Below are 25,364 nucleotides of genomic sequence, written 5' to 3' on the forward strand. Positions count from 1 at the left end.
CATCGCACCCGAGGCCGCGGCATATCCGTGAACGCGTTTCGCCCGATGTGGAGACCCCCGATGACCGCCGCCGTTCCCTATCCGCACCTGCTCGCCCCCCTGGACCTCGGCTTCACCACCCTGCGCAACCGCACCCTGATGGGTTCCATGCACACCGGCCTGGAAGAGAAACCGCAGGGCTTCGAGCGCATGGCGGCGTACTTCGCCGAACGTGCCCGCGGCGGCGTCGGCCTGATGGTCACCGGCGGCATCGGCCCGAACGAGGAGGGCGGCGTGTATTCCGGCGCGGCCAAGCTGAGCACGCCGGAAGAGGCGGAGAAGCACCGGATCGTGACCCAGGCGGTACACGAGGCGGGCGGCAAGATCTGCATGCAGATCCTGCATGCCGGTCGCTATGCCTACAGCCCGAAGCAGGTGGCGCCGAGCGCGATCCAGGCGCCGATCAACCCGTTCAAGCCGAAGGAACTGGACGAGGAGGGCATCGAGAAACAGATCGCCGATTTCGTCAACTGCGCCAGCCTGGCCCAGGTCGCCGGCTACGACGGCGTCGAGATCATGGGGTCGGAAGGCTATTTCATCAACCAGTTCCTCGTGCAGCACACCAACCAGCGCACCGATCGCTGGGGCGGCAGCTACGAGAACCGCATGCGCCTGCCGGTGGAGATCGTCCGCCGGGTGCGCGAGGCGGTGGGGCCGAACTTCATCATCATCTATCGCCTGTCGATGCTCGACCTGGTCGAGGGCGGCAGCAGCTGGGACGAGATCGTGCTGCTGGCCAAGGCCATCGAGAAGGCCGGCGCGACCCTGATCAACACCGGCATCGGCTGGCACGAGGCGCGCATCCCGACCATCGCCACCAAGGTGCCGCGCGCGGCTTTCACCAAGGTCACCGCCAAGCTGCGCGGCGAGATCGGCATCCCGCTGATCACCACCAACCGCATCAATACCCCCGAGGTGGCGGAGCGGGTGCTGGCCGAGGGCGACGCCGACATGGTCTCCATGGCCCGGCCGTTCCTCGCCGATCCGGATTTCGTCAACAAGGCCGCGGCAGGCCAGGCCGAGCTGATCAACACCTGCATCGGCTGCAACCAGGCCTGTCTCGACCACACCTTCGGCGGCAAGCTGACCAGTTGCCTGGTCAACCCGCGCGCCTGCCACGAGACCGAGCTGAACTACATCCCCACCGCCCGGGCGAAGAAGATCGCCGTGGTCGGTGCCGGTCCGGCCGGCCTGGCCGCCGCCAGCGTGGCCGCCGAGCGCGGGCACCGGGTCAGCCTGTTCGACGCCGCCGGCGAGATCGGCGGGCAGTTCAACGTGGCCAAGCGGGTGCCCGGCAAGGAAGAGTTCCACGAGACCCTGCGCTATTTCCGCAACAAGCTGCAGAGCACCGGGGTCGAGCTGCGCCTGAATACCCGGGTCGGGGTCGACGAACTGGTGGCCGGTGGTTACGACGAGATCATCCTCGCCACCGGCATCGTCCCGCGCACCCCGGCGATCCCCGGCATCGAGCATCCGAAGGTGATCGGCTACCTGGACGCGATCCTCGAACGCAAGCCGGTGGGCAACCGGGTAGCGGTGATCGGCGCCGGCGGCATCGGCTTCGATGTCTCCGAGTTCGTCACCCACGCCGGCCCTTCCACCAGCCTGGACCGCGAGGCGTTCTGGAAGGAGTGGGGCATCGATGCCCGCCTGGAGGCCCGTGGCGGCATTGCCGGGGTCAAGGCCGAGGTGCATCCGGCGGCGCGCCAGGTATTCCTCCTGCAGCGCAAGAAGAGCAAGGTCGGCGACGGCCTCGGCAAGACCACCGGCTGGATCCATCGCGCCGGCCTGAAGAACAGGCAGGTGCAGATGCTCAACGCGGTGGAGTACCTGGGGATCGATGACGCCGGCCTGCACATCCGCATCGCCGACGGCGAGCCGCAGGTGCTGCCGGTGGATACCGTGATCGTCTGCGCCGGCCAGGATCCGCTGCGCGAGCTGCAGGAGGGCCTGCTGGCGGCCGGACAGAGCGTGCACCTGATCGGTGGCGCCGACGTCGCCGCCGAACTGGATGCCAAGCGCGCCATCAACCAGGGTTCGCGCCTGGCCGCCGAACTCTGAGCATCCGTTCAGCCGTCTGTCGCGCGTCGGAAAAACCGTGTCGAAAACGGCTCCGGAATGCTCGTTTGCCGCCTGTGAGCTGCGCTTCCCTGCCGTATTCGCCCGGTTTTCCTGGCGTTCGCTGGATGTGAAGAGGTTCCGAGCCTCGCCCTGCCCGCGCTCGACGACGTGGGCAGGGGCTTCGTGCCCATTCGGTGAACGGTGGCGCTCTGCCACGGTGATCTCCGTCCGCCCAAAAACCAAACGCATCACAAATTCCCCTACCGCTCGGCGGGCTGTCCGGTAGCGCCCGGGTGTCTGCCAACCCAGTCACATTGCCCGCGACATTTTTTCCCCTAGACTTGCCCGAACAACGAGATAGCACCTGTTTTTCAGGTGACATGCCAGATGGTACTGCCGGATGCGGGCCGCCTCGCCAGGCGTCCGAGGGTGAGCGATGAGCATGCAGAAAAAGCCACAGATGGCGGAAGCCGTGCTGTTCTTCAACGACAGCGGCGTCTGCAAGGAGATGCTGTACCCCGAGTTCGAGGCGTTGCTCGATGGCCTGGTGCGCATGCCGGAGTATGCCGACCAGCAGATGCACCTGGCCTACGTATTGATCAACCCGCGCCTGCAGGCGCGGGCGGCGGTGTTCTTCTATCTCGACTTCGACGAGCAGGGCGCCGCCGACACCGGCTGGAACCTGCCCCTGCGCAACCTCGCCGAACGCGCCGGACGCGGTCCCGACATGGGCGGCGGGCCGATCCGCCTGGCCTGCCGCAGCCAGTGTCCGGTGTCCTGGCACCAGATGCACCTGTGGGATCCGGAGAGCAGCGCCGGACGCAACCATTTCGTCCTCATCCGCGACGCGCTCAGGCGCAACCAGCTCGGCCTGCTGGTGGACGACGAGCCGGCCGCGGTGGAGCCGCAGCGGTTGCAGATGGCTGCCGAAGAGCAGTGGTATGCCGCCGACGCCGCCGCGTCGAAAGCCCCGCCGGCGGAGACGCGCAAGCCGGACGACGAACAACTGGCCCGCCTGGCGCAACTGGTCAGGCAGCAGCGCCAGCAGCTTGCCGCCCTGGCCCAGCAGCAGGAGCAGCGCCTTGCCGGGCTGGCTCGCCAGCACGAGCAGGAACTGTCCAGGCGCGAGCAGGAGGCCCGCGGGCAACTGGACATCCTGCGCAGCGAGGTGCTCAGCCTGCAGCAGGCCCTGGAGCGCCAGGCGCGGGAAAACACCGCGCTGCAGCAGCGTCTGGTGGAGCAGGGCGAACAGTTCCAGCGCAACCGCGAGGAACTGACCCGGCAACTGCGTTTCATCGAGACCCAGGGGCGCAGCGAGACCGATCTGCTGCGCTCGGAATTCGCCGACGAGCTGGAAACGCGGGTGGCGGCGGCGGTTGCAGGCTACAAGGAGCAGATCTCGATCCGCGACGTGGAACTGGCCTACCGCAACGAACTGGACCAGCAACTGGAGCAGGAGCTGGCCGAACTGCGCGCCGAACGCGACCGTCTCGCCGCCCAGGGGCCGGAGCAACTGCTGGAGCGCCTGTCCAGCCAGGGCGTGGTGTTCGTCGCCTACCACCCCGGCGCCGGGCACCTGACCATTCCCTTGCAGGATATCCCGCGTTACCAGGACAATCCGCTGGCCTACGCGGCGGCCAAGTGCTTCGTCTCCGAAAGCCAGTACCGCCAGTGGCTGGATCATTTCCAGCAGCCACGCTGCGAGGCCCTGCTGCCCGGCGGCGAGCGCTGCAACCTGCCGCTCGACCGGGTCGACAACCCGGCGCGCTTCGTCGCCGGCGACACCAACTGCTGCGCCCGGCACAAGACCACGGGGCGCCTGCGCACCGTGAGCTGAGCCCTTGCCGTTTCCCGACTGGTCCCCGCACGCCACCCTGCAACGCATCGAAACCGACTGGCTGGCCCGCGCCGGGGTCGAACTGGCGCTGCTGCGCCTGGACCAGGTCGATCCGCTGATTTCCGGTAACAAGGGTTTCAAACTCGCCCCGTACCTGGCGCAGGCCCGCGAGCGCGGGTTGGACGGCCTGATCAGCCTCGGCGGCGCCCATTCCAACCACCTGCATGCGCTGGCCGGCGCCGCTGCGCGTTTCGGCTTCCGCTGCGTCGGCCTGGTACGCGGAAACGAAGTCGATACGCCGACGGTACGCGACCTGCGCAGTCTCGGCATGGAACTGCACTGGCTCGGCTACGGCGGCTATCGCCAGCGGCACGCCGGCGGTTTCTGGGCGCCCTGGCGGGAGCGTTATCCCGGGTTGCTGCCGGTCGCCGAGGGCGGTGGCGGGCTGCTGGGCGCGCGTGGTTGCAGCGGGCTGGTGGAGCGCATAGCGACCCAGTTGCCGACGCTCGGCTGGGACGATTACGACGCCGTCTGGGTGGCCGCCGGCACCGGTACGACACTGGCCGGCCTGGTGCTTGGCGAGGCCGGGCGGCATCCGGTGGTGGGCGCCCTGGCGGTGCCGGAGGACCACGGCGTCGCCGCGCAGGTGGCGACGACTCTCGCCGCAGCGGGCGTCGCCGATGCCGGCTATCGCCTGCTGGACGCCAGCCGCGGCGGCTTCGCCCGCCTCGATGGCGCGCTGGCGCGGTTCATCGTCGGCTTCGAGACGGCCAGTGGCGTCGCCCTGGAACCGCTGTACACCGGCAAGCTGCTGCTCGCCCTGCGCGAGGCAGTGGAGCGCGGCGAGGTGGCTCGTGGCAGCCGCCTGGTGGCGCTACACACCGGAGGCCTGCAGGGGCGCCGGGCGCTGCAGGAGCGTCTGCTGGCACTGCTCTGATCAGGCGTCCGCGGCCTGCCGCGCGGCGCCCCACAGGCTGAGGCCCGGCGGCCAGTCGTCGTTGGCCAGGAACAACCGTTCGGCTTCCACCCAGTGACCGTCACGCGGTACCACCCGCACCAGCATCTGCGGGCGCGGCTCGTCGGCGAACGCTGTGTCCCAGTCGCTGCCGGCGCGTGGCGGATCGAGCGGATCCTGCGGCCGCAGGGCCGGCGCCAGCCAGTGCGCGCGTGGCAGGTGCAGCCAGCGTTGCGCGGCGGCTGGCTCGCCCAGGCTGGCCAGGTACGCCCGCCAGTCGCGCTGGCGTAGCCAGCGGCCCCGCAGATGCCGTGGCTCGATCTCGGCGGGCAGGCTGCCCGGGCCGGGCCAGGGGTGGAACAGGTAGCCGCTCAGCCACAATGCGGAAGCGGCCGATTCGGCGCCATGGTCGGCCAGAACCTGGCGACCCTCGCGCGTCGCCGCCAGTGGCAACTGGTGTCGGCAGAGGTGTTCCAGCTTGCGTGACAGGCGATCCTGGCCGCCGGGCCCGAGCCAGTCGCCGGGGCCGGCCTGGGGGCCGAGATAGAGCTTGATCGCCAGTTCCAGATGATGGATGCCGTCGTCGTCCCGCAGCAGCAGGTCGAGCTCGCCAAGGGTATGCCCGCCGTCGCGCACCGGCAGGTTGGCGGCGATCAGGCGCACGTCCGGGGCCTGTTCCAGGGCGAACTGCCAGAGATGCTCGTAATACAGGCCCAGGCGCTGTCGTGGCCACTGTGCGAGCCAGGCAGCGAGGTGCTGCGGCTGTCGCTCCTGTTCGCGCAGCCAGGCGGCCAGGCGCTCCGGCTCCTGGTGCCAGCGGCTGGCGCTCAGCGGGTGTCGCTGCGGCGCCGGGGTCTCGCGCAGCAGCGGTGGGGCGAGCAGGGTCCAGGCCAGGTCGCGGACGGCCGGTTGGCGCAATTCGTCGAGCAGTTCGGTCAGCAGCGTCATACCCTGAGGGTAGCCGGGTTGCGTCGCCCGTGGCGACATCCCGGCGCGGGCGCGGTTTGCCGCTGTCCGCGGCTTTCGCCCATAATCCGCGCTATCCCGCCCGCAGCTTTTCGCAGGAACCCCATGGAACCCTTTCGCAATATCGGCATCATCGGCCGCCTCGGCAGCACCCAGGTGCTGGATACCATCCGCCGGCTGAAGAAATTCCTGATCGACCGTCACCTGCACGTGATCCTCGAGGACACCATCGCCGAGGTTCTGCCCGGGCACGGCCTGCAGACCTGCTCGCGGAAGATCATGGGCGAGATCTGCGACCTGGTGGTGGTGGTCGGCGGCGACGGCAGCATGCTCGGCGCGGCCCGCGCGCTGGCCCGGCACAAGGTCCCGGTGCTGGGGATCAACCGCGGCAGCCTGGGCTTCCTCACCGACATCCGCCCCGACGAGCTGGAGGCCAAGGTCGGTGAGGTGCTCGACGGCCAGTACATCGTCGAGAGCCGCTTCCTTCTCGACGCCCAGGTGCGTCGCGGCATCGACTCGATGGGGCAGGGCGACGCGCTCAACGACGTGGTCCTGCACCCGGGCAAGTCGACCCGGATGATCGAGTTCGAGCTGTACATCGACGGCCAGTTCGTCTGCAGCCAGAAGGCCGACGGCCTGATCGTCGCCACCCCCACCGGCTCCACCGCCTACGCGCTGTCCGCCGGCGGGCCGATCATGCATCCGAAGCTGGACGCCATCGTCATCGTGCCGATGTACCCGCACATGCTTTCCAGCCGGCCGATCGTGGTGGACGGCAACAGCGAGCTGAAGATCGTCGTGTCGCCGAACATGCAGATCTACCCGCAGGTCTCCTGCGACGGGCAGAACCACTTCACCTGCGCTCCCGGCGACACCGTGACGATCAGCAAGAAGCCGCAGAAGCTGCGCCTGATCCACCCCATCGACCACAACTACTACGAGATCTGCCGGACCAAGCTCGGCTGGGGCAGCCGCCTGGGCGGAGGCGACTGATGGAACTCGACCCCGGACGTGGCTATGACCTGATCGGCGATGTCCACGGCTGCGCGCATACCCTGGACCGCCTTCTCGACCTGCTCGGCTACCGCCTGCAGGGCGGCGTCTGGCGCCATCCGCGGCGGCAGGCGCTGTTCCTCGGCGATATCGTCGACCGCGGCCCGCGCATCCGCGAAGCCCTGCACCGGGTGCACGCGATGGTCGACGCCGGCGAGGCGCTGTGCATCATGGGCAACCACGAATTCAACGCGCTCGGCTGGAGCACCCCGGCGGCGCCCGGTAGCGGTCGCCAGTACGTCCGCGAGCACACGCCGCGGCACGCCCGGCTGATCAAGGAAACCCTCGAGCAGTTCGAAGGCCACGACGCCGACTGGCGCGACTTCCTCGGCTGGTTCCAGCAACTGCCGCTGTTCCTCGATGCCGGGCGCTTCCGCATGGTCCATGCCTGCTGGGACGGCGGGCTGGTAGAAACCCTGCGCCGGCAGTTCCCCGACGGCCGCATCAGCGAAGCCTTCCTGCAGGAATCGGCGGAGCCCGGAAGCTTCGCCGACCTGGCCTGCAACCGCCTGCTGCGCGGCACCGACATGCGCCTGCCGCACGGCGCCACCCTGACCAGCAGCGACGGCTACACCCGTTCCTTCTTCCGCACCAAGTTCTGGGTCGAGGACGAGGCGCCGCGCACCTATGGCGACATCGTCTTCCAGCCCGACGCGTTGCCCGAAGCGATCGCCCGCGAGCCGCTGAGCGAGGAGCAGAAGTCCAGCCTGCTGACCTATGGCGCCGCCGAGCCGCTGCTGTTCGTCGGCCACTACTGGCGGCGCGGCACGCCGGCGCCGATCCGGCCGAACCTGGCCTGCCTGGACTACAGCGCGGTGATGTACGGCAAGCTCGCGGCCTACCGCCTGGATGAGGAAACCCGCCTGGACCGCAACAAGTTCGTCTGGGTCGAAGTGAAGCGGCCGGAGGCTGACGAATGAGCGCGGTCCAGGTCCTGAAGTTCCCCCTGTCGGTCGACCTGGCCGGCTTCGTCGGCCTGCTGCGGCGCCTGAACGTGCCGCATCGGGTCAGCGAGGAATCCGGCCAGCAGGTCCTCTGGGTGCCCGACGAGCGGCTCGCCGAGCAGGTCCGCGAGTTGTACCGGCGTTATCCCGAAGGCGATCCGCAGGCAACCCTGGAGGCCGCGCCGCGACCGGCGGGGCAGGGGTTCGTCCGGCAACTGCGAATGAGCCCGATGACCGCCGCGGTGCTGCTGCTGACCTTCGTCGTCGCCGCCGTCACCTACCTTGGCGACAACTTCGCGACGATGCGCTGGCTGACCTTCCAGGACTTCCGTATCCAGGGCCAGTACGCGCTGTTCACGCCGCTGGCCGAGAGCCTGGCGGCGGGTCAGTGGTGGCGGCTGTTCACGCCGATGCTGATCCACTTCGGCTGGCTGCACCTGGCGATGAACGCCATGTGGTTCTGGGAACTGGGCCGGCGCATCGAATTCCGCCAGGGACGCCTGATGCTGCTCGGGCTGACCCTGCTGTTCGGCCTGGTGTCCAACGTGGTGCAGTACGCGGTGAGTGGCGCCAGCCTGTTCGGCGGCTTGTCCGGAGTGCTCTACGGCCTGCTCGGACACTGCTGGATCTTCCAGTACCTGGCGCCGGGCCAGGCCTATCGCCTGCCCCGGGGCGTCGTGGCGATGATGCTGGTCTGGCTGCTGGTGTGCCTGTCCGGGGTGATCGACCTGCTCGGCTTCGGCTCCATCGCCAACGGCGCGCATGTCGGCGGGTTGCTGGCCGGCTGTGTCACCGGGCTGCTCGGCGGTCTGCTGGCGCGCCGGAGGCGGTGAGCGAGGGGCCGTGGCCGCGTGGATGTGCGCCGGCGGCCACGGCCCGGTAGAATGCTCGGCATGCCTTTTCAGCGGAGCCGGCCATGTCGTCCTTCAACCAAGCGATCGAGAACATCACCCCCGAGATCTACCAGAACCTCAAGCTGGCCATCGAGATCGGCAAGTGGCCGGACGGCCGCAAGCTGACCCAGGAGCAGAAGGAGCTGTGCTTGCAGGCGGTGATCGCCTGGGAGCTGCAGAACCTCCCCGAGGAGGAGCGCACCGGCTACATGGGCCCGCAGCATTGTTCCTCGCACTCCGACGAGCCGATCCCGAACATCCTGTTCAAGTCGGACTCCGTGCACTGATGGAAGAAATCGCCCGTGGCGCGCTGAGCAAGATGACGGCGCGCCTGGAAAGCAATGCCCCCGTGCAATACGCCTTCCGCCTCGACGACCGCGAAGTCGCGGTGAACCCGCTGATCGGCCGGCCGCTGCGCCTGGAGTACCTCGGCAGCATCTTCTGCAGCCATTGCGGGCGCAAGACGAAGAAGAGTTTCAGCCAGGGCTATTGCTATCCCTGCTTCACCCGCCTGGCGCAGTGCGACAGTTGCATCGTCAGCCCGGAGAAGTGCCACTACGAGCAGGGCACCTGCCGCGAACCGGAGTGGGGCGAGCGCTTCTGCATGACCGACCACGTGGTGTACCTGGCCAACTCCTCCGGGGTGAAGGTCGGCATCACCCGCGCCACCCAGATTCCCACCCGCTGGATCGACCAGGGCGCGCGCCAGGCGCTGCCGATCCTGCGCGTGGCCACCCGCCAGCAGTCCGGCCTGGTGGAAGACCTGCTGCGCAGCCAGGTCGCCGACCGCACCAACTGGCGGGCCATGCTCAAGGGCGAGGCCGAGCCGGTCGACCTGGCGGCAGTCCGCGAGCAACTGTTCGACCAGTGCGCCGACGGCCTGCGCGAATTGCAGCAACGTTTCGGCCTGCAGGCGATCCAACCGGTCATCGACCTCGATCCGGTCGAGATCGCCTACCCGGTCGAGGCCTACCCGAGCAAGATCGCCAGCCTCGACCTGGAAAAAACGCCTATCGTCGAAGGCACGCTTCGCGGTATCAAGGGCCAGTACCTGATCCTCGACACCGGGGTGATCAACATTCGCAAATACACGGCCTACCAGATCGCCGTGCATCACTGAGCAGAAGGGCCACAAGCCATGCGCACCGAGCAACCGAAAGTCATCCACCTCAAGGACTATCAGGCGCCGGACTACCTGATCGACGAGACCCACCTGAAATTCGAACTGTTCGAGGACCACAGCCTGGTGCACGCCGAGCTGAAGCTGCGGCGCAACCCCGAGCGCGGCGCCGGCCTGCCGCCGCTGTTGCTGCATGGCCAGCAACTGGAACTGCTGGCGCTCGAACTGGATGGCCAGGCGCTCGGCGCCGGCGACTACCAGTTGGACGACGAGCAGCTCGGGGTGCAACCGCTACAGGCCGAGTTCGTCCTCAGGAGCACGGTGCGTATCCATCCGGAAAGCAACACCGCGCTGGAAGGCCTATACAAGTCCGGCAAGATGTTCTGCACCCAGTGCGAGGCCGAGGGTTTCCGCAAGATCACCTATTACCTTGACCGTCCCGACGTGATGAGTCGCTTCACCACCACCGTCAGCGCCGAACAGCAGCGCTACCCGGTGCTGCTCTCCAACGGCAACCCGGTGGCCAGCGGTTCCGAGGGCAACGGCCGGCACTGGGCGACCTGGGAAGACCCGTTCAAGAAGCCGGCCTACCTGTTCGCCCTGGTCGCCGGCGACCTCTGGTGCGTCGAGGACAGCTTCCGCACCATGAGCCAGCGCGACGTGGCGCTGCGCATCTACGTCGAGCCGGAGAACATCGACAAGGTCCAGCACGCCATGGACAGCCTGAAGAAGTCGATGCGCTGGGACGAGGAGGTCTACGGTCGCGAGTACGACCTGGACATCTTCATGATCGTCGCGGTCAATGACTTCAACATGGGCGCGATGGAGAACAAGGGCCTCAACATCTTCAACTCCAGCTGCGTCCTGGCCCGCGCCGAGACCGCCACCGACGCCGCCCACCAGCGGGTCGAGGGAGTGGTGGCGCACGAGTACTTCCACAACTGGTCGGGCAACCGGGTGACCTGCCGCGACTGGTTCCAGCTGTCGCTCAAGGAAGGCTTCACCGTGTTCCGCGACTCGGAATTCTCCGCCGACATGAACTCGCGCACGGTCAAGCGCGTCGAGGACGTGGCCTTCCTGCGCACCAACCAGTTCGCCGAGGACGCCGGGCCGATGGCGCATCCGGTGCGCCCCGACTCGTTCATCGAGATTTCCAACTTCTACACCCTGACCGTCTACGAGAAGGGCTCGGAAGTGGTGCGGATGATCCACACCCTGCTCGGCGCTGAGGGCTTCCGCAAGGGCTCGGACCTGTACTTCCAGCGCCACGACGGCCAGGCGGTGACCTGCGACGACTTCGTCAAGGCCATGGAAGACGCCAATGGCGTCGACCTGACCCAGTTCAAGCGCTGGTACAGCCAGTCCGGCACTCCGCGCCTGGCGGTGGAAGGCGAGTACGACGCCGCCGCCCGCCGCTACACCCTGACGGTGCGTCAGAGCTGCCCGCCGACTCCCGGCCAGCCGAGCAAGGAACCCTTCGTCATCCCGCTGCAGATGGGCCTGCTCGACGGCCAGGGCAACGAACTCCCGCTGCGCCTGGAAGGCGAGGCCGCGGCCCAGGGCGGCAACCGCGTGCTGGCGGTGACCGAGGCCGAGCAGCGCTTCGTCTTCGTCGAGGTGCCGGAGCAACCGCTGCCATCGCTGCTGCGCGGTTTCTCCGCGCCGGTGAAACTGAGCTTCCCCTACAGCCGCGACCAGTTGCTGTTCCTCATGCAGCACGACAGCGACGGCTTCAACCGCTGGGAAGCCGGCCAGCAGCTTTCGGTGCAGGTCCTGCAGGAGCTGATCGGCCAGCACCAGCGCGGCGAGCGACTGGTACTCGACCCACGCCTGATCGAGGCCTACCGCACCCTCCTGGCGGACGAGGCGCTGGACCAGGCAATGGTCGCCGAGATGCTCTCGCTGCCCAGCGAGGCCTATCTCACCGAGATCAGCGAAGTCGCCGATGTCGACGCGATCCATGCCGCCCGCGAATTCGCCCGCCAGCGTATCGGCGAAGCGCTGTTCGAACCGCTGTGGCAGCGCTACCAGGCCAACCGCGCGATTTCCCGCGACACCGCCTACCTCGCCGAGGCCTCCCACATCGCCCGGCGCAGCCTGCAGAACATCGCGCTGTCCTACCTGTCGCTGTCGGGCCGGGAGGAAATCCTCGCCGCCTGCCTGGAGCAGTACGAAGGCTGCGACAACATGACCGAACGCCTGACCGCCCTGGCGGTGCTGGTCAACTCCGGCTTCGAGGCGGAGAAGGGCAAGGCCCTGGCCATGTTCGCCGACTACTTCAAGGACGACCCGCTGGTGATGGACCAGTGGTTCAGCGTGCAGGCCGGCTCGCCGCTGCCGGGCGGGCTGGAGCGGGTCCAGGCGCTGATGCAGCACCCGGCGTTCACCCTGAAGAACCCGAACAAGGTGCGCGCGCTGATCGGCGCGTTCGCCAACCAGAACCTGGTCAACTTCCATCGTCCGGACGGCGCCGGCTATCGCTTCCTCGCCGACCAGGTGATCGTGCTCAACGCACTCAACCCGCAGATCGCCTCGCGCCTGCTGGTGCCGCTGACCCGCTGGCGCAAGTACGACCAGGCGCGGCAGGCGCTGATGCGCGGCGAGCTGGAACGCATCCTGGCCTCCGGCGAATTGTCCAGCGACGTCTACGAAGTGGTGAGCAAGAGCCTGGCCTGATCCGCCAGCCTCGCCTGGAAGAGGGTGTTACTGGCCACTGGCTGGTAACGCCCTTTGTTACTTCTGGGAATCGCTTCACTGTTTTGCATTGATGGAGTCCGCCTAATCGCCTTTCGCGAATCCCCGGGCGCAGGCTCTGCAAAGGGACTTTTCGCGCCATCGGCGAATTTCGCCTGGCGCGTTTTGTCGGACACCTCCGGTTTTCTGGTCAGTGAATGAACAGTCATCCGGCAGGAAGTCCTGTTTTTGTTGCAATCCATTGAATTGGCTGGAGGATTCCGTTGTATTGGCATCCCGGTTGCACTGCCTCGTCGCGCGCTTCCCTTCCGTCGACGCGAGGCCGGTGATGCCGCGATCACTCATAACAAGGCCGCAGAGAAACGGCCGAACGGCGAACCGCCCGCAGTGGCGGCGCCCAACGCATGACCACATGGAGTGAGTTCCCGATGTACATCCCCAACCACCAGCCCCGGCTGCGCTGCGCGCCGGCCCGGGCCGGCTTCGCCTTCGCCGGGCTGCTGCCGCTGCTGGGCGGCCAGGCCCAGGCCGTCGAGTTCAGCTTCCTCGACAACGAAGTGTCCGGTTCGCTCGATACCACCCTGTCCTACGGCACCCTGTGGCGGGTGCAGGGCCAGGACAAGAGCAACAACGACATCAACACCAACGACGGCAACCGCAACTTCGATACCGGCCTGGTTTCCGAGGTCTACAAGATCACCTCGGACCTGGAGGCGACCTGGCGCAACTATGGCGTGTTCATCCGTGGCACGGCGTTCTATGACACCCAGATCATGGACAAGCGCAACGACTACTACAGCCACAACACCCCGTCGCAGCCCAGCCAGAGCCATCCCCACGACGACCGCTTCACCAGCCAGACCCGCGACATCGCCGGGCACAAGGCGGAAATCCTCGACGCCTACGTCTACGGCAGCTGGGACATCGGCAACATGCCGCTGAGCGCGCGCTTCGGCCGCCAGGTGTTCAACTGGGGCGAGGGCATCTTCTACCGCGGCGGGGTCAACACCACCAACCCGGTGGACGCCGCCAAGTACCGCCTGCCCGGCTCCGAACTCAAGGAAGTGCTGATGCCGGTGGAGGCGCTGAGCTTCAACATCGGCCTGACCGACAACCTGTCGATGGAAACCTTCTACCAGTGGAACTGGAAGGAGACCCGCCTCGACCCGGTCGGCACCTTCTTCTCCGAGACCGACCTGTTCGCCGACGGCGGCAACACCGGCTACAGCGACTTCACCGGCACCGCGCTGGACACCCCGGTGCCCGGCTTCGGCAACGTCATCGGCCTGTACCAGGCGCTGGGCAACAACCCGCTGCTCAGCGGCGCGCTGAAGAACACCGGCCTCTATGCCAATGGCGTGACCCCGGCCTACGGCAACGTGATGAAGGTGTCGTCCATCGGCAAGGACATCAACGCGCGCAACGACGGCCAGTTCGGCGTGGCCTTCCGCTACATCGCCGAGGAGCTGAACAGCACCGAGTTCGGCTTCTACTTCGTCAACTACCACTCCAAGGAACCGACCCTGTACGCCGACATCGGCGACTACGCCGGCGCCGACCTGGCGGCGTTGGCCAACACCCTGCGGCCGATCGCCGGCAACCTCGCCGAGGCCCTGGCCAGCGGCCTGGTGACCGCCGACGTGATGGGCAACATCAACGCGCGCCGCGAGTTCGCCGAAGACATCCGCATGTACGGCTTCAGCTTCAACACCACGGTGGGCGACGCCTCGGTGTTCGGCGAGCTGGCCTACCGGCCGAACCTGCCGATCGGCATCGCCGCCACCAACGACCTGATCGGCGACCTCGCCCACGGCGCGGCGCAGGCCGCCAATGGCGGGCAGATCAACGTCGGCGGGCAGATGGTCGGCCTCGGCGGGCAGATCCACAACTACGAGCGGGTCGAGGCGTTCAATACCTCCCTGGGGACCATCTACAACTTCGGCCCGTCGCTGAGCTTCGACTCGCTGACCGGCGTCGCCGAGCTGGCCTCGGAACACCTGCGCGGCAGCAGCCTGAAGTACACCGCCTACGACGGCAGCACCCGCTACTACGCCGGGCGCGGCAACAGCTCCTATGTCTCCGGCGGCGACCGTGGCGACCAGGTGAACCGCAACGCCTACGGCTACACCCTGCTGCTCAGCGGCACCTGGAACGACGTGTTCGCCGGGGTCAACGTGTCGCCCTACGTGGTCTACAAGGACGATTTCGAAGGTAACTCCTACCAGACCGGCAACTTCATCGAAGGCCGCAAGGCCTACACCCTGGGGGTCAAGGCCACCTACCTGAACAGTCTGGAAGGCGAGCTGCAGTACACCGAGTTCTATGGCGGCGGACAGAACAACAATATCCGCGACCGCGACAACATCGGCCTGACCGTCAAGTATTCCTTCTGACCGAACCGATAGCGACACGGGCGCCGCGAGCGCCCGGCACCTCACACGGAGAACCCTCATGTTGAACAAGCACCTGCTGATCGGCGCCTCCCTGGCGCTGGCCCTGGGCAGCGGTGGCGCGCTGGCCGGCGTTTCCGCCGGCGAGGCGGCGCAGTTGAAGTCGAGCCTCACCCCGCTGGGCGCGGAGAAGGCCGGCAACGCCGCCGGCAGCATTCCCGCCTGGACCGGCGGTATCACCCAGGCGCCGGCCGGCTACAAGCCGGGCCAGCACCATCCGGACCCGTTCGCCGCGGACAAGCCGCTGTTCACCATCGACAAGACCAACCTGGAACAACACAAGGCGCACCTGACCCCGGGCCAGCTGGCGCTGTTCAAGACCTATCCGGACAGCTTCCGGATGCCGGTCTACCCCAGCCGCCGTTCCGGCTCGGCGCCGCAGTGGCTGTACGACAACACCTTCGCCAATGCCACCAGCGCCAAGCTGCTGGACGGCGGCAACGGGTTCGCCGACGCCTATGGCGGGGTGCCGTTCCCGATCCCGAAGAGCGGCGTGGAGGCGCTGTGGAACCACGTTGCCCGCTACCGCGGCACCTATGTCGTGCGCCGCGCCTCGGAAGTCGCGGTGCAGCGCAACGGCAGCTATTCGCTGGTGACCTCGCAGCAGGAAGCGCTGTTCAAGTACTACCTCAAGGGCGGCAGCTTCGCCGACCTGAACAACGTGATGTTCTACTACCTGTCGTTCACCAAGAGTCCGGCGCGCCTGGCCGGTGGCGCGGTGCTGGTGCACGAGACCCTCGACCAGGTCAAGGAGCCGCGCCAGGCCTGGGGCTACAACGCCGGCCAGCGTCGTGTGCGGCGCGCGCCGAACCTCGCCTACGACACGCCGATCGCCGCCGCCGACGGCCTGCGCACGGCCGACGACACCGACATGTTCAACGGCGCGCCGGACCGCTACGACTGGAAGCTGCTGGGCAAGAAGGAAATCTACATCCCCTACAACAACTACAAGGTCAGCAGTCCCGAGGTGAAGTACGACGAGCTGCTCAAGCACGGGCACCTCGATCCGCAGTACACCCGCTACGAACTGCACCGCGTGTGGGTGGTGGAAGGCACCCTGAAGCCGGGCGCGCGGCACATCTACTCCAAGCGCACCCTGTATCTCGACGAGGATAGCTGGAGCGCGGCGGTGGTCGACCAGTACGACGGTCGCGGCGAACTCTGGCGGGTGTCCATGGCCTACCTGAAGAACTTCTACGACCTGCCCTACACCTGGAGCGCGCTGGACGTGTTCCACGACCTGCAGGCGCGTCGCTACCACGTGCAGAACCTGGACAACGAGGAGCCGGGCACCATCGACTTCACCCAGGCGGTTCCGGACGATTCCTACTTCAAGCCCTCGGCGCTGCGCCGCCGCGGCACCCGCTGATCGCTCCGCTCGCCGGCGCCGACCGCTTCCCTCCGGGGAGGAGGGCGGCGCCGATCCCCCGTTACAGACGGCTTACACGCTTAACAAAAGATAACGTGGCTTCAATTGTCTCCGTCGCCAAAGGCTGGCTATATAACGCTCACCACGAACCACTAATAACAACAACGGGGACGGTATCCATGCGTGAGCCCATGACGTGGCGCACTTCGCTCGGCCAATCCGCAAACGCTTCGCGGCATCCGGCCATTCCTTCCAGATCGCCCCTGGCCAGCAGGGCCCTGTCGTTTCTCGGGGCGCTTTCTCTCCTGACCTTCGCCGCCACCCCGGTCCTGGCCGAGTCGGCGCCAACCGCCGCGCCGCCGCAGTTCGCCGTGGAATCGCCGAAGGCCGCCAGCAGCCTGCTGCTCAGCGTCGCCCATGCCGGCAAGCGGCTGGTCGCGGTCGGCGACCGCGGGCATATCCTGCTCTCCGACGACGATGGCAAGACCTGGAGCCAGGCCAAGGTGCCGACCCGCCAGTTGCTCACCTCGGTGTTCTTCGTCAACGAGCGCAAGGGCTGGGCGGTCGGGCACGATGCGCAGATCCTCGTCAGCGACGATGCCGGCAGCACCTGGACCAGGCAGTTCGAGGATCTCGGCCGCGAATCGCCGCTGCTGGACATCTGGTTCGCCGACGAACGGCACGGCCTGGCCGTCGGCGCCTATGGCGCGCTGCTGGAAACCCGCGACGGCGGCCAGCGCTGGGAAGACGTCAGCGAACGCCTGGACAACGAGGACCAGTTCCACCTCAATGCCATCGCCGCGGTCAAGGACAGCGGCCTGCTGGTGGTCGGCGAGGCCGGCATTCTGTTCCGCTCGAAGGACTGGGGCGCCACCTGGGAAAAGCTCGAAGGCCCCTACGAGGGTTCGCTGTTCGGCGCCATCGGTACCGCCGACGTCGGCGGCGTGCTGGTCTACGGCCTGCGCGGGCACCTGTTCCGTTCCGCCGATTTCGGTGACAGCTGGGAGGAGATCCCGCTGAAGGCCGCTGCCGGCGACCTGGAATTCGGTCTCTCCGACGGCGCGCTGCTGGCGGACGGCCGGATCGTCGTGGTCGGCCACGGCGGCAGCGTCCTCGAAAGCACCGACGGCGGGCGCAGCTTCAGCGTCTTCAACCGTCCCGACCGGCTGTCCCTGGCCGGCGTCAGCGCCACCGGCGACGGCCACCTGATCCTGGTCGGCCAGGGCGGCGTGCACCTCGCTGCGGCGAACGGTGCCGCGCTCGAACAACAACAATAAGGCGGGGGTCGCATGAGTTCCATGAACCAGCATCAGCAAAACAAGGCGAGCCTGCTCGAACGCCTGATCTTCAACAACCGGCCGGTGGTGATCTTCCTTTGCCTGCTGGTCAGCGTCTTTTTGTTCTACCAGGCCACCCAGGTGCGGCCGTCGACCAGCTTCGAGAAGATGATCCCGCTGGAGCATCCGTTCATCCAGAAGATGCTCGAGCACCGCAACGACCTGGCCAACCTCGGTAACACCGTGCGCATCTCGGTGGAGGCGGTCAACGGCGACATCTTCACCAAGGAGTACATGGAGACGCTGCGGCAGATCCATGACGAGGTGTTCTACATCCCCGGGGTCGACCGTTCCGGCCTGAAGTCGCTGTGGAGCCCCAGCGTGCGCTGGACCGAAGTGACCGAGGAAGGCTTCGCCGGCGGCGAGGTGATTCCGCAGACCTACGACGGTTCGCCGCGGGCGCTGGAGGAGCTGCGCAACAACGTGCTCAAGTCCGGGCAGATCGGCCGCCTGGTGGCGAACAACTTCAAGTCGAGCATCGTCGACGTGCCGCTGCTGGAGATGTATCCGAACCCGAAGAACCAGAGCGAGCTGATCAAGCTCGACTACCGGCAGTTTTCCCATGAGCTGGAAGAGAAGATCCGCGACAAGTACCAGTTGCAGAACCCCAACGTGAAGGTGCACATCGTCGGCTTCGCGAAGAAGGTCGGCGACCTGATCGACGGGCTGGTGATGGTGGTCGGCTTCTTCGGTATCTGCCTGCTGATCACCCTGGTCCTGCTGTACTGGTTCACCAGGTGCATCCGCAGCACCATCGCCGTGCTGATCACCACCCTGGTGGCGGTGCTCTGGCAGCTCGGCCTGCTCAACCTGGTCGGTTTCGGCCTGGATCCCTATTCGATGCTGGTGCCGTTCCTGATCTTCGCCATCGGCATCTCCCACGGCGTGCAGAAGATCAACGGCATCGCCTTGCAGTCCAGCGGCGCCGACAATGCGCTGATGGCGGCGCGGCTGACCTTCCGCCAGCTGTTCCTGCCCGGGATGATCGCGATCCTCGCCGACGCCGTGGGCTTCATCACCCTGCTGGTGATCGATATCGGGGTGATCCGCGAGCTGGCCATCGGCGCCTCGATCGGCGTGGCGGTGATCGTCTTCACCAACCTGATCCTGCTGCCCGTGGCGATCTCCTACATCGGCATCAGCAAGAAGGCCGTGCAGCGCAGCAAGGAAGACGCGGTGCGCGAGCACCCGTTCTGGCGCCTGCTGTCGAATTTCGCCAGCCCGAAGGTGGCGCCGGTGTCCATCGTCATCGCCCTGCTGATGCTCGGCGGCGGACTCTGGTACGGCAAGCACCTGAAGATCGGCGACCTCGACCAGGGGGCGCCGGAGCTGCGTCCCGACTCGCGCTACAACCTCGACAACGACTTCATCATCCGCAACTACTCGACCAGTTCGGACGTGCTGGTGGTGATGGTCAAGACCACCCCGGAAGGCTGTTCCAGCCACCAGGCCCTGGCGGCCATGGACGAACTGGCCTGGAAGCTCGAGAACACCGAGGGCGTGCAGTCGGCGATCTCGATGGTCACCGTGTCCAAGCAGGTGATCAAGGGGATGAACGAGGGCAACCTGAAGTGGGAGACCCTGTCGCGCAATCAGGACGTGCTGAACAACTCCATCGCCCGGGCCGACGGCCTCTACAACACCGACTGCTCGCTGGCGCCGCTGCTGGTGTTCCTCAACGACCACAAGGCCGAGACCCTCGACCGGGCGGTGGCGGCGGTGCAGGCCTTCGCCGCGGAGAACGACAGGGAGGACCTGCAATTCCAGCTGGCCGCCGGCAACGCCGGGATCGAGGCCGCGACCAACGAGGTGATCAAGCAGTCCGAGCTGATCATCCTGGTGCTGGTGTACATCTGCGTGGCGGCCATGTGCATGATCACCTTCCGCTCCTTCGCCGCGACCCTCTGCATCGTCCTGCCGCTGATCCTCACCTCGGTTCTCGGCAACGCGCTGATGGCGGCGCTGGGCATCGGCGTGAAGGTCGCGACCCTGCCGGTGATCGCCCTCGGCGTCGGCATCGGGGTGGACTACGGGATCTACATCTACACCCGCCTGGAGTCCTTCCTGCGCATGGGCCTGCCGTTGCAAGAGGCCTACTACGAGACCCTGCGCTCCACCGGCAAGGCGGTGCTGTTCACCGGCCTGTGCCTGGCGATCGGCGTGGCCACCTGGATCTTCTCGGCGATCAAGTTCCAGGCCGACATGGGCCTGATGCTGACCTTCATGCTGCTGTGGAACATGTTCGGCGCCCTCTGGCTGCTGCCGGCCCTGGCGCGTTTCCTGATCAACCCGGCCAAGTTGCAGGCCAGGAAGGCCTCGGTGTTCGCTCACTGAGTCGCGTCGAGCCTCGCCAAGACCGCGGCCCAGGCCGCGGTTTTTTTGCGCGGAGGAAGGCCGCCGCGCTTCAGTCCGGCGTGGCGGGGAACAGCAGCTCGCAGCGGAAGCGCTGCTCGTCGCTGCTGTAATGCAGGCGCCAGCCGCTCTTCTGGCACAGGCGCTGGACCAGGTCGAGGCCCAGGCCGTAGCCGAAGGCCATCGAGTCCGCCGTGCTCTGCGCCGCGCCGATGGGATTGCTGATCCGCAGGCTGCGGTCGCGCACGACGATTTCCACGACGCCCTCGTCGCTGTACTGCAGGGCGTTGCGCAGGAGATTGCCGATGATGATCCGTGCGCGGGTCTGCGGCAGGCTGTGCGGCTCCACGTCGAGCTGGAAGCTCAGGCCGCGGCGCTGGCTGAGCGTCTGCTGTTCCTCCAGCAGGTCCTCGAGCAGGCGGCCGACCTCGATGTGGCCGTCGTCGCGCAGCTCGCCACCCTCGCGGCTGAGCCAGAGCAGGGTCTCGGTCATCTGCCGCATGTCCAGGGCCGAGCGGCGGATGCGTTGCAGGGCGTGGGGGGAGGGCGGGTGGCCGGGCTGGTCGAGCAGTTCCAGGTTCATGCCGATCACCGCCAGCGGGGTCCGCAGCTCATGGCTGGCGTAGCGCAGGAAGCGCTCCTCGCGCTGGCTGAAGTCCTTGATCCGGGTCACGCTGTTCCACAGGGTTTCCGCCAGGACGTTGAGCTCGCGGTAGTGGAAGCGCGGCCGCTGGCTGTCCGGGGCGAGGTCGTCGAGGCCCATCGACCAGCGTGTCAGCTTGCGCAGCGGGGCAACGATGAACCAGACCAGCAGGCCGACGGCCGCCAGCGAGGGCAGCACCACCAGCAGGGTGACGATCCAGGTCTGCCTGATGCGGGCATCGATGATGGCGTCGGACAGCGGTGTGTCGATGCTGCCGGCGGCGTCGTTGTCGTAGAGGTAGAGCGTCTTGCCATCGGCCAGCGGCTGGCGGACCACCACGTAGGCGTCATCGCTGGGCGCGTCTTCGTCTTCTTCCTCGTCATCGTCGTCCCAGTTGCCGAGCAGTTGCATGGCGCCGATGCTCCTGTAGGGGGGGCTGTCGAGCATGTCCCTGAGCTTCGGCGGCAGGCCCGCGGTGCCGACGCTGCCCTTGAAGTAATAGCTGTCCGGCGCCGGCGTCGCCGGGTCCTCCTGGTAGCGCTGGGCGAAGTACAGCCCTTCCTCTTCCATCATCATGCTGAGCAGGTAGAGCGCGCCAGTCTCGCCGTAGTCGCCGAGCATGCGGGTATAGACCAGCAGCACCCCGGCGAGGATCAGGGTGACGCTGCCGCCGACGATGGGGATCAGGCTCAGGCCGCGTTTCATTTGCGCTCCAGCTGGAAGCCGACACTGTGCAGGGTGTGGATCAGGGGAGTGGCGAAGCCCTTGTCGACGGTGCTGCGCAGGTGGTGCATGTGCACGTTCAGGGTGTTGCTTTCCGGCGGCTCGTCGCCCCACACGCTGCGCCCCAGCTGTTCGCGGGTGACCAGCGCCGGGCTGGCGCGCATCAGGCACTCGAGGATCTTCCAGGCGGTGGGGGACAACGCCAGTGGCGTGCCGCCACGACTGACCTGGCGGCTGTCCAGGTCCATCACCAGATCGTCGACCTGCAGGCGCTGGGCCTGGCCGCTGCGACGCCGGCTGAGGGCCTGCAGGCGGACCAGCAGTTCCGGCAGTTCGAAGGGCTTGAGCAGGTAGTCGTCGGCGCCGGCGTCGAAGCCGTCGAGCTTGTCCTGCAGGGTGTCCAGGGCTGTGAGCATCAGCACCGGGGTCTGCAGGCCCGCCTCGCGCAACTGGCGGCAGACCTGCCGGCCATTGATCCGCGGCAGCATGATGTCCAGCAGGATCACGTCGTAGCGGTTGTCGCGGGCGAGGTTGAGGCCGGCCTGGCCGTCGCGGGCGTGGTCGCAGACCACTCCGGCGGCCTCGAGGTAGTCGATGATGGTGCCGGCGAGATCGAAGTTGTCTTCGACGACGAGTACGTGGATGTGCATGGCCTGGGTCGCGTCGCGGATGGGGCGGGAGAATGCGCTGGGGAAGCGTCGGGGGGCCATGTCGGCCGGGTGCCCGGCGCTTCCGTCGCTCGAACGGCGATGTTCGTCGATCGACGATAGCGCTGTCCAGCCGATCGAACGGTTCACGCTGTCGCTGTGAAACGGTGCCGGTTCTTGCCGCCGCGAAGCCCTCGCGGCCATCTGCCGGACGCGGCCTTAAGCCTTTGTTAACCGCCTCGCGACTAGCGTGCAGCCCTGCTCGGGACGTTCCGCACGTGGACCGCAAAGGCGTGGCGCTCCCGAGCGGTCGCCGCAATGGGTGCGGTGGCCATTCGTTGAGCGGGGGGAGCTTTGCCATGTCGCGGACGACGCATTGGAAGGATTTTCGCAAGCGCGGGTTACGCACACTGGTGCCGCTGGGCGTTTCGCTGTCGCTGTCGCCTTGTGCGCTGGCCGAAATGCGGCCCAGCGGTTGGGAGCAGGACTTCATCGGCGTAGCGGAAGCACGCGGGCTGGGATTGACCGGCAAGGGCGTGGATGTCGGGGTGATCGACGGCGGGTTCCTTCCCGGTCACCCGGCTTTCGCCGGCCAGGCGATCTCTGCGCTGGCCAGCCGAGTGGTCATCGACGGCGAGGAAGTGCTCGCCGATCCCATGCAGCCGCTCTTCGAACGCGATGAGCAGAGCGGCGAAATCCGGGTCGCCAGTCATGGCGCGAATGTCAGCGGAATCATCGCGGCCAGGGCGGAGACCATCGGCGATTTCAACTACCGCGGCGGCGTGGCGCCGCAGGTCAGGCTTTTCCAGGCGCAGTCGGATCCCAGCGAGGACATCGATGACGAGGGCGCCGACACAGGGGAAGAATCAGGCGCAGAGGCGAGCCCGTCCAGCCTGCTGCAACCGGGCAGCGAGGACCTCTTCCATGGCGCCCTGACCACCCTCTACCGGAGCGCGCCGAGGTTGCGGGTCATCAACAACAGCTACAACGACGATCCAATCGGCAATGACGCCGAGGCGGTGGATGCCGCCTATGCGGCGATCGATCCCGCGGCCCCGCATCCGTACCTGGGGGCCTTGGCCGACGGTGTGCGCGAAGGGCGTCTGCTGGTGTTCGCGGCCGGCAACGAAAGCAGCGCGCAGCCCGGCCTGCTCGCCACCTTGCCGCGCTTCATGCCCGAGCTGGAAAAGGGTTTCCTCAGCGTGGTCGCGCTGGGGCCGGACCGCGACCTCACCGACTATTCCAACCAGTGCGGGGTGACGCAGGAGTGGTGCCTGGCGGCGCCCGGCGACATGTACGTGGCCACGGCGAGCGGCTCCTCGGCCGAGGGCCTGACCTACCTCTATGACGACGAGAGCGGTACTTCCTACGCCGCGCCCCTGGTCAGCGCCAGCGCGGCGTTGCTGGCCGAGCGCTTTCCCTACATGGACATGGCGCAGGTACGCATGACTCTGCTGAGCACCGCTACCGATCTCGGCGAGCCCGGGGTCGACGCGCGTTTCGGCTGGGGCCTGCTGGACCTGGCCCGGGCGGTGCGGGGGCCGGGCCAACTGTTCGGCGACCAGCGGGTGACGCTGGACGCCGCCCGGGGCGGCTGGAACGCCAGGGATGTCTGGAGCAACGCTATCAGCGCCGGCGGCGTGCTCGCCAAGGCCGGCAGCGGCGCGCTGTTGCTGGCGGGCGACAATCGTTTCGCCGGGGTCGCGGTCGAGGAGGGCGAACTGGCCCTCGGCGGACGCAATCGCTTCTCCGCTGCCAGCGAGGTACGTGGCGGGCGCCTGGTGGTGGACGGCATCCTCGAAGGACCGCGGCTGAGCGTGGGCCGGGCCGGCGAATTGAGCGGTGGCGGCACCGTCGCCGCGCCAACCCGGATCGACGGTGTGCTCGTCGCCGACCGCGCGCCGGGCTTCACTCGCTCCCTGGAACTGTCGCCATCCAGCACCACCCGGGTGGCCCTGGAAGGACAGCCGCCGATCCGACTCGACGGCGCGGGCGCTTTCGCACGGTTGGGCGGGCGGCTGCAACTGACGACGACCGATACCGCGGTGGGGGCGGGACAGAAGCTCCTGGCGGTCGCCCCGGGCGCCACCTACGTGGGCGGTTTCGCGGCCCTGCAGCAGGCGCCGGGCCTCGCCGAAAAAGGTTTGCGCCACGACCTGCGCTTCGCCGCGGACGGCATCTCCCTCGCCCTGGCTCCGCTCGTCCTGCCCGGGCAGGTGGCACTGCCGGGCAACGCCGGACGTACCGCGGCGGCGCTGAACGCTCTGCGCGACCAGCCCATCGCCCTGCGTGCCGGCGCCTATAACTCCTGGCTGCAAGCCAGCCTGTCTCGCGGCGACCTGGGTGGCTTGCAGCGTGGCGCCGGCGGCCAGGTGTACGCCGACAGCCTGGCGTACCTGAGCCGCCAGCCTGCACAGGTGGACCGCGCGATGTTCGGCGAACTGTCCCGGACGCAGTCCGGCCAGGCACCGCGCTTGTGGTTCCAGGGACTCGCCGCCGGCCAGCGCAACCAGGGACGCGCGGGCGTCGCCGGTAGCCGCGAGCGCAGCGACGGGCTCGCCCTGGGCATGGTCCAGGCGTTCGGCGAACGTACCCGGGGCGGCGCGACGCTGGCGCGGACCAAGGGCCGGGTCGGCAGCGCCGGCGGCAAGGTCGAGCTGGACATCACCCAGCTCGCCGTCGGCCTGGTACAGGCTTTCGACAGCCTGGAGCAAGGCGGCTACGTCAGCGCCATGCTCGGCGCCGGCTACCTGGACGCGGCCAGCAGACGCCACCTCCCCGGCTTCGCCACGGCCAAGGGCGACAGCGATGGCTGGCTCTACCACGCCAGCGTCAGGACCGGATATCGCTGGCGCAAGGATGACTGGCGCGTCGAACCACGGATCGGCCTGCTGGCCACCCGCACGGAATGGAAAGGCTTCCGCGAAAAGCACAGCGAACTCGCGCTCGACGTCGATCGCGCAGCCCGAGGGGCGAGCTTCGGCACATTGGAAATGAGCGTCGCGCGCAGTCTGCGCCTGGGCGACTGGTCGGTGGAACCGGAGCTGGACCTGGGCTACGAACGCGCCCTGGGAGCGCCGGCAAGCCATGGCGACGCGAGACTGCAAGGCATCGCCCTGAAGCAGGTCTCGGCCAGCCGGGCGCGCGACCTGTTCCGCGCGGGCCTGGCGCTGCATGCCCGTCGCGGTCCTTTGCTGGGCAGTCTGGAATTGCAGGGAGCGAAGGGCGAGCGGGTCGCCAGCAGCGCCGTCAACCTGCGATTGAGCTACGACTTCTAGGCA

At 67.5% G+C, this 25,364-nt stretch carries 17 protein-coding genes; 14 read left to right on the forward strand and 3 right to left on the reverse strand.

The window, feature by feature from the left end; translation table 11 throughout:
* Positions 1 to 60: 60 nt before the first annotated feature.
* The 3 genes from B7D75_RS09605 to B7D75_RS09615 all read left to right on the forward strand — a co-directional run bounded on the left by B7D75_RS09605 (position 61) and on the right by B7D75_RS09615 (position 4,874).
* On the forward strand, positions 61 to 2,100 hold the full coding sequence (locus B7D75_RS09605; RefSeq protein WP_012075078.1) for an NADPH-dependent 2,4-dienoyl-CoA reductase: 2,040 nt from the start codon (positions 61 to 63) through the stop codon (positions 2,098 to 2,100).
* Positions 2,101 to 2,536: 436 nt separating this feature from the next.
* On the forward strand, positions 2,537 to 3,937 hold the full coding sequence (locus B7D75_RS09610; protein WP_003148798.1) for a hypothetical protein: 1,401 nt from the start codon (positions 2,537 to 2,539) through the stop codon (positions 3,935 to 3,937).
* A 37-nt stretch (positions 3,938 to 3,974) separates the two neighbouring features.
* Positions 3,975 to 4,874, forward strand: a complete 900-nt coding sequence (locus tag B7D75_RS09615) for a 1-aminocyclopropane-1-carboxylate deaminase/D-cysteine desulfhydrase (protein ID WP_079383425.1) — start codon at positions 3,975 to 3,977, stop codon at positions 4,872 to 4,874.
* Here the strand turns inward: B7D75_RS09615 and B7D75_RS09620 are convergent, their stop codons facing one another.
* A complete protein-coding gene (locus B7D75_RS09620) occupies positions 4,875 to 5,840 on the reverse strand; it encodes a DUF1853 family protein (RefSeq protein ID WP_107113946.1) in 966 nt (321 codons plus the stop codon).
* A 123-nt stretch (positions 5,841 to 5,963) separates the two neighbouring features.
* On the opposite strand from B7D75_RS09620, the gene B7D75_RS09625 reads away from it, so the two are divergent.
* From B7D75_RS09625 to B7D75_RS09675, 10 genes are all read left to right on the forward strand, one after another.
* A complete protein-coding gene (locus B7D75_RS09625; protein ID WP_003091343.1) occupies positions 5,964 to 6,851 on the forward strand; it encodes an NAD(+) kinase in 888 nt (295 codons plus the stop codon).
* Positions 6,851 to 7,831: a metallophosphoesterase gene (locus B7D75_RS09630; protein ID WP_034078400.1), complete on the forward strand. Its 981-nt coding sequence runs from the start codon at positions 6,851 to 6,853 to the stop codon at positions 7,829 to 7,831. The genes B7D75_RS09625 and B7D75_RS09630 overlap by 1 nt, the downstream gene beginning before the upstream one ends.
* Positions 7,828 to 8,688 (forward strand): rhomboid family intramembrane serine protease, encoded by an 861-nt coding sequence (locus B7D75_RS09635; RefSeq protein WP_043103273.1) that lies wholly within the window; start codon positions 7,828 to 7,830, stop codon positions 8,686 to 8,688. The genes B7D75_RS09630 and B7D75_RS09635 overlap by 4 nt, the downstream gene beginning before the upstream one ends.
* Before the next feature lie 83 nt (positions 8,689 to 8,771).
* Positions 8,772 to 9,035: a YeaC family protein gene (locus B7D75_RS09640; protein ID WP_003104989.1), complete on the forward strand. Its 264-nt coding sequence runs from the start codon at positions 8,772 to 8,774 to the stop codon at positions 9,033 to 9,035.
* Entirely contained in the window at positions 9,035 to 9,868 is an 834-nt protein-coding gene (locus tag B7D75_RS09645) for a DUF2797 domain-containing protein (RefSeq protein ID WP_053816965.1), read from the forward strand. The genes B7D75_RS09640 and B7D75_RS09645 overlap by 1 nt, the downstream gene beginning before the upstream one ends.
* 18 nt (positions 9,869 to 9,886) lie before the next feature.
* Positions 9,887 to 12,544, forward strand: a complete 2,658-nt coding sequence (pepN, locus tag B7D75_RS09650) for an aminopeptidase N (protein WP_107113947.1) — start codon at positions 9,887 to 9,889, stop codon at positions 12,542 to 12,544.
* A 446-nt stretch (positions 12,545 to 12,990) separates the two neighbouring features.
* Positions 12,991 to 14,955, forward strand: coding sequence for a DUF1302 domain-containing protein (locus tag B7D75_RS09660; RefSeq protein WP_012075086.1), 1,965 nt, complete (start codon positions 12,991 to 12,993; stop codon positions 14,953 to 14,955).
* Between the two features lie 58 nt (positions 14,956 to 15,013).
* On the forward strand, positions 15,014 to 16,381 hold the full coding sequence (locus tag B7D75_RS09665) for a DUF1329 domain-containing protein (protein WP_107113948.1): 1,368 nt from the start codon (positions 15,014 to 15,016) through the stop codon (positions 16,379 to 16,381).
* A gap of 179 nt (positions 16,382 to 16,560) precedes the next feature.
* The gene (locus B7D75_RS09670; protein WP_107113949.1) at positions 16,561 to 17,658 is read left to right on the forward strand and encodes a WD40/YVTN/BNR-like repeat-containing protein; all 1,098 of its coding nucleotides are present in this window, start codon (positions 16,561 to 16,563) and stop codon (positions 17,656 to 17,658) included.
* 12 nt (positions 17,659 to 17,670) lie between these two features.
* Positions 17,671 to 20,052, forward strand: coding sequence for an efflux RND transporter permease subunit (locus tag B7D75_RS09675; RefSeq protein WP_023443275.1), 2,382 nt, complete (start codon positions 17,671 to 17,673; stop codon positions 20,050 to 20,052).
* Positions 20,053 to 20,122: 70 nt separating this feature from the next.
* Here the strand turns inward: B7D75_RS09675 and cprS are convergent, their stop codons facing one another.
* Positions 20,123 to 21,418: a cationic peptide sensor histidine kinase CprS gene (gene cprS, locus B7D75_RS09680; RefSeq protein ID WP_107113950.1), complete on the reverse strand. Its 1,296-nt coding sequence runs from the start codon at positions 21,416 to 21,418 to the stop codon at positions 20,123 to 20,125.
* Positions 21,415 to 22,086, reverse strand: coding sequence for a cationic peptide response regulator transcription factor CprR (gene cprR, locus B7D75_RS09685; protein ID WP_033977647.1), 672 nt, complete (start codon positions 22,084 to 22,086; stop codon positions 21,415 to 21,417). The genes cprS and cprR overlap by 4 nt, the downstream gene beginning before the upstream one ends.
* Positions 22,087 to 22,442: 356 nt before the next feature.
* Between cprR and B7D75_RS09690 the strand changes: the two genes are divergently transcribed.
* Positions 22,443 to 25,361, forward strand: coding sequence for a S8 family serine peptidase (locus B7D75_RS09690; RefSeq protein WP_107113951.1), 2,919 nt, complete (start codon positions 22,443 to 22,445; stop codon positions 25,359 to 25,361).
* Positions 25,362 to 25,364: the final 3 nt, after the last annotated feature.

Origin of the sequence: Pseudomonas paraeruginosa, assembly GCF_003025345.2 — a bacterium.
Taxonomy (GTDB): Bacteria; Pseudomonadota; Gammaproteobacteria; order Pseudomonadales; family Pseudomonadaceae; genus Pseudomonas; species Pseudomonas paraeruginosa.

Excerpts from the sequence above, each read along its gene's own strand:
- B7D75_RS09605 (WP_012075078.1), top strand. The coding sequence starts at position 61 with ATGACCGCCGCCGTTCCCTATCCGCACCTGCTCGCCCCCCTGGACCTC.
- B7D75_RS09610 (WP_003148798.1), top strand. The coding sequence starts at position 2,537 with ATGAGCATGCAGAAAAAGCCACAGATGGCGGAAGCCGTGCTGTTCTTC.
- B7D75_RS09620 (WP_107113946.1), bottom strand. The coding sequence starts at position 5,840 with ATGACGCTGCTGACCGAACTGCTCGACGAATTGCGCCAACCGGCCGTC.
- B7D75_RS09625 (WP_003091343.1), top strand. The coding sequence starts at position 5,964 with ATGGAACCCTTTCGCAATATCGGCATCATCGGCCGCCTCGGCAGCACC.
- B7D75_RS09630 (WP_034078400.1), top strand. The coding sequence starts at position 6,851 with ATGGAACTCGACCCCGGACGTGGCTATGACCTGATCGGCGATGTCCAC.
- B7D75_RS09635 (WP_043103273.1), top strand. The coding sequence starts at position 7,828 with ATGAGCGCGGTCCAGGTCCTGAAGTTCCCCCTGTCGGTCGACCTGGCC.
- B7D75_RS09640 (WP_003104989.1), top strand. The coding sequence starts at position 8,772 with ATGTCGTCCTTCAACCAAGCGATCGAGAACATCACCCCCGAGATCTAC.
- B7D75_RS09645 (WP_053816965.1), top strand. The coding sequence starts at position 9,035 with ATGGAAGAAATCGCCCGTGGCGCGCTGAGCAAGATGACGGCGCGCCTG.
- pepN (WP_107113947.1), top strand. The coding sequence starts at position 9,887 with ATGCGCACCGAGCAACCGAAAGTCATCCACCTCAAGGACTATCAGGCG.
- B7D75_RS09660 (WP_012075086.1), top strand. The coding sequence starts at position 12,991 with ATGTACATCCCCAACCACCAGCCCCGGCTGCGCTGCGCGCCGGCCCGG.
- B7D75_RS09665 (WP_107113948.1), top strand. The coding sequence starts at position 15,014 with ATGTTGAACAAGCACCTGCTGATCGGCGCCTCCCTGGCGCTGGCCCTG.
- B7D75_RS09670 (WP_107113949.1), top strand. The coding sequence starts at position 16,561 with ATGCGTGAGCCCATGACGTGGCGCACTTCGCTCGGCCAATCCGCAAAC.
- B7D75_RS09675 (WP_023443275.1), top strand. The coding sequence starts at position 17,671 with ATGAGTTCCATGAACCAGCATCAGCAAAACAAGGCGAGCCTGCTCGAA.
- cprS (WP_107113950.1), bottom strand. The coding sequence starts at position 21,418 with ATGAAACGCGGCCTGAGCCTGATCCCCATCGTCGGCGGCAGCGTCACC.
- cprR (WP_033977647.1), bottom strand. The coding sequence starts at position 22,086 with ATGCACATCCACGTACTCGTCGTCGAAGACAACTTCGATCTCGCCGGC.
- B7D75_RS09690 (WP_107113951.1), top strand. The coding sequence starts at position 22,443 with ATGTCGCGGACGACGCATTGGAAGGATTTTCGCAAGCGCGGGTTACGC.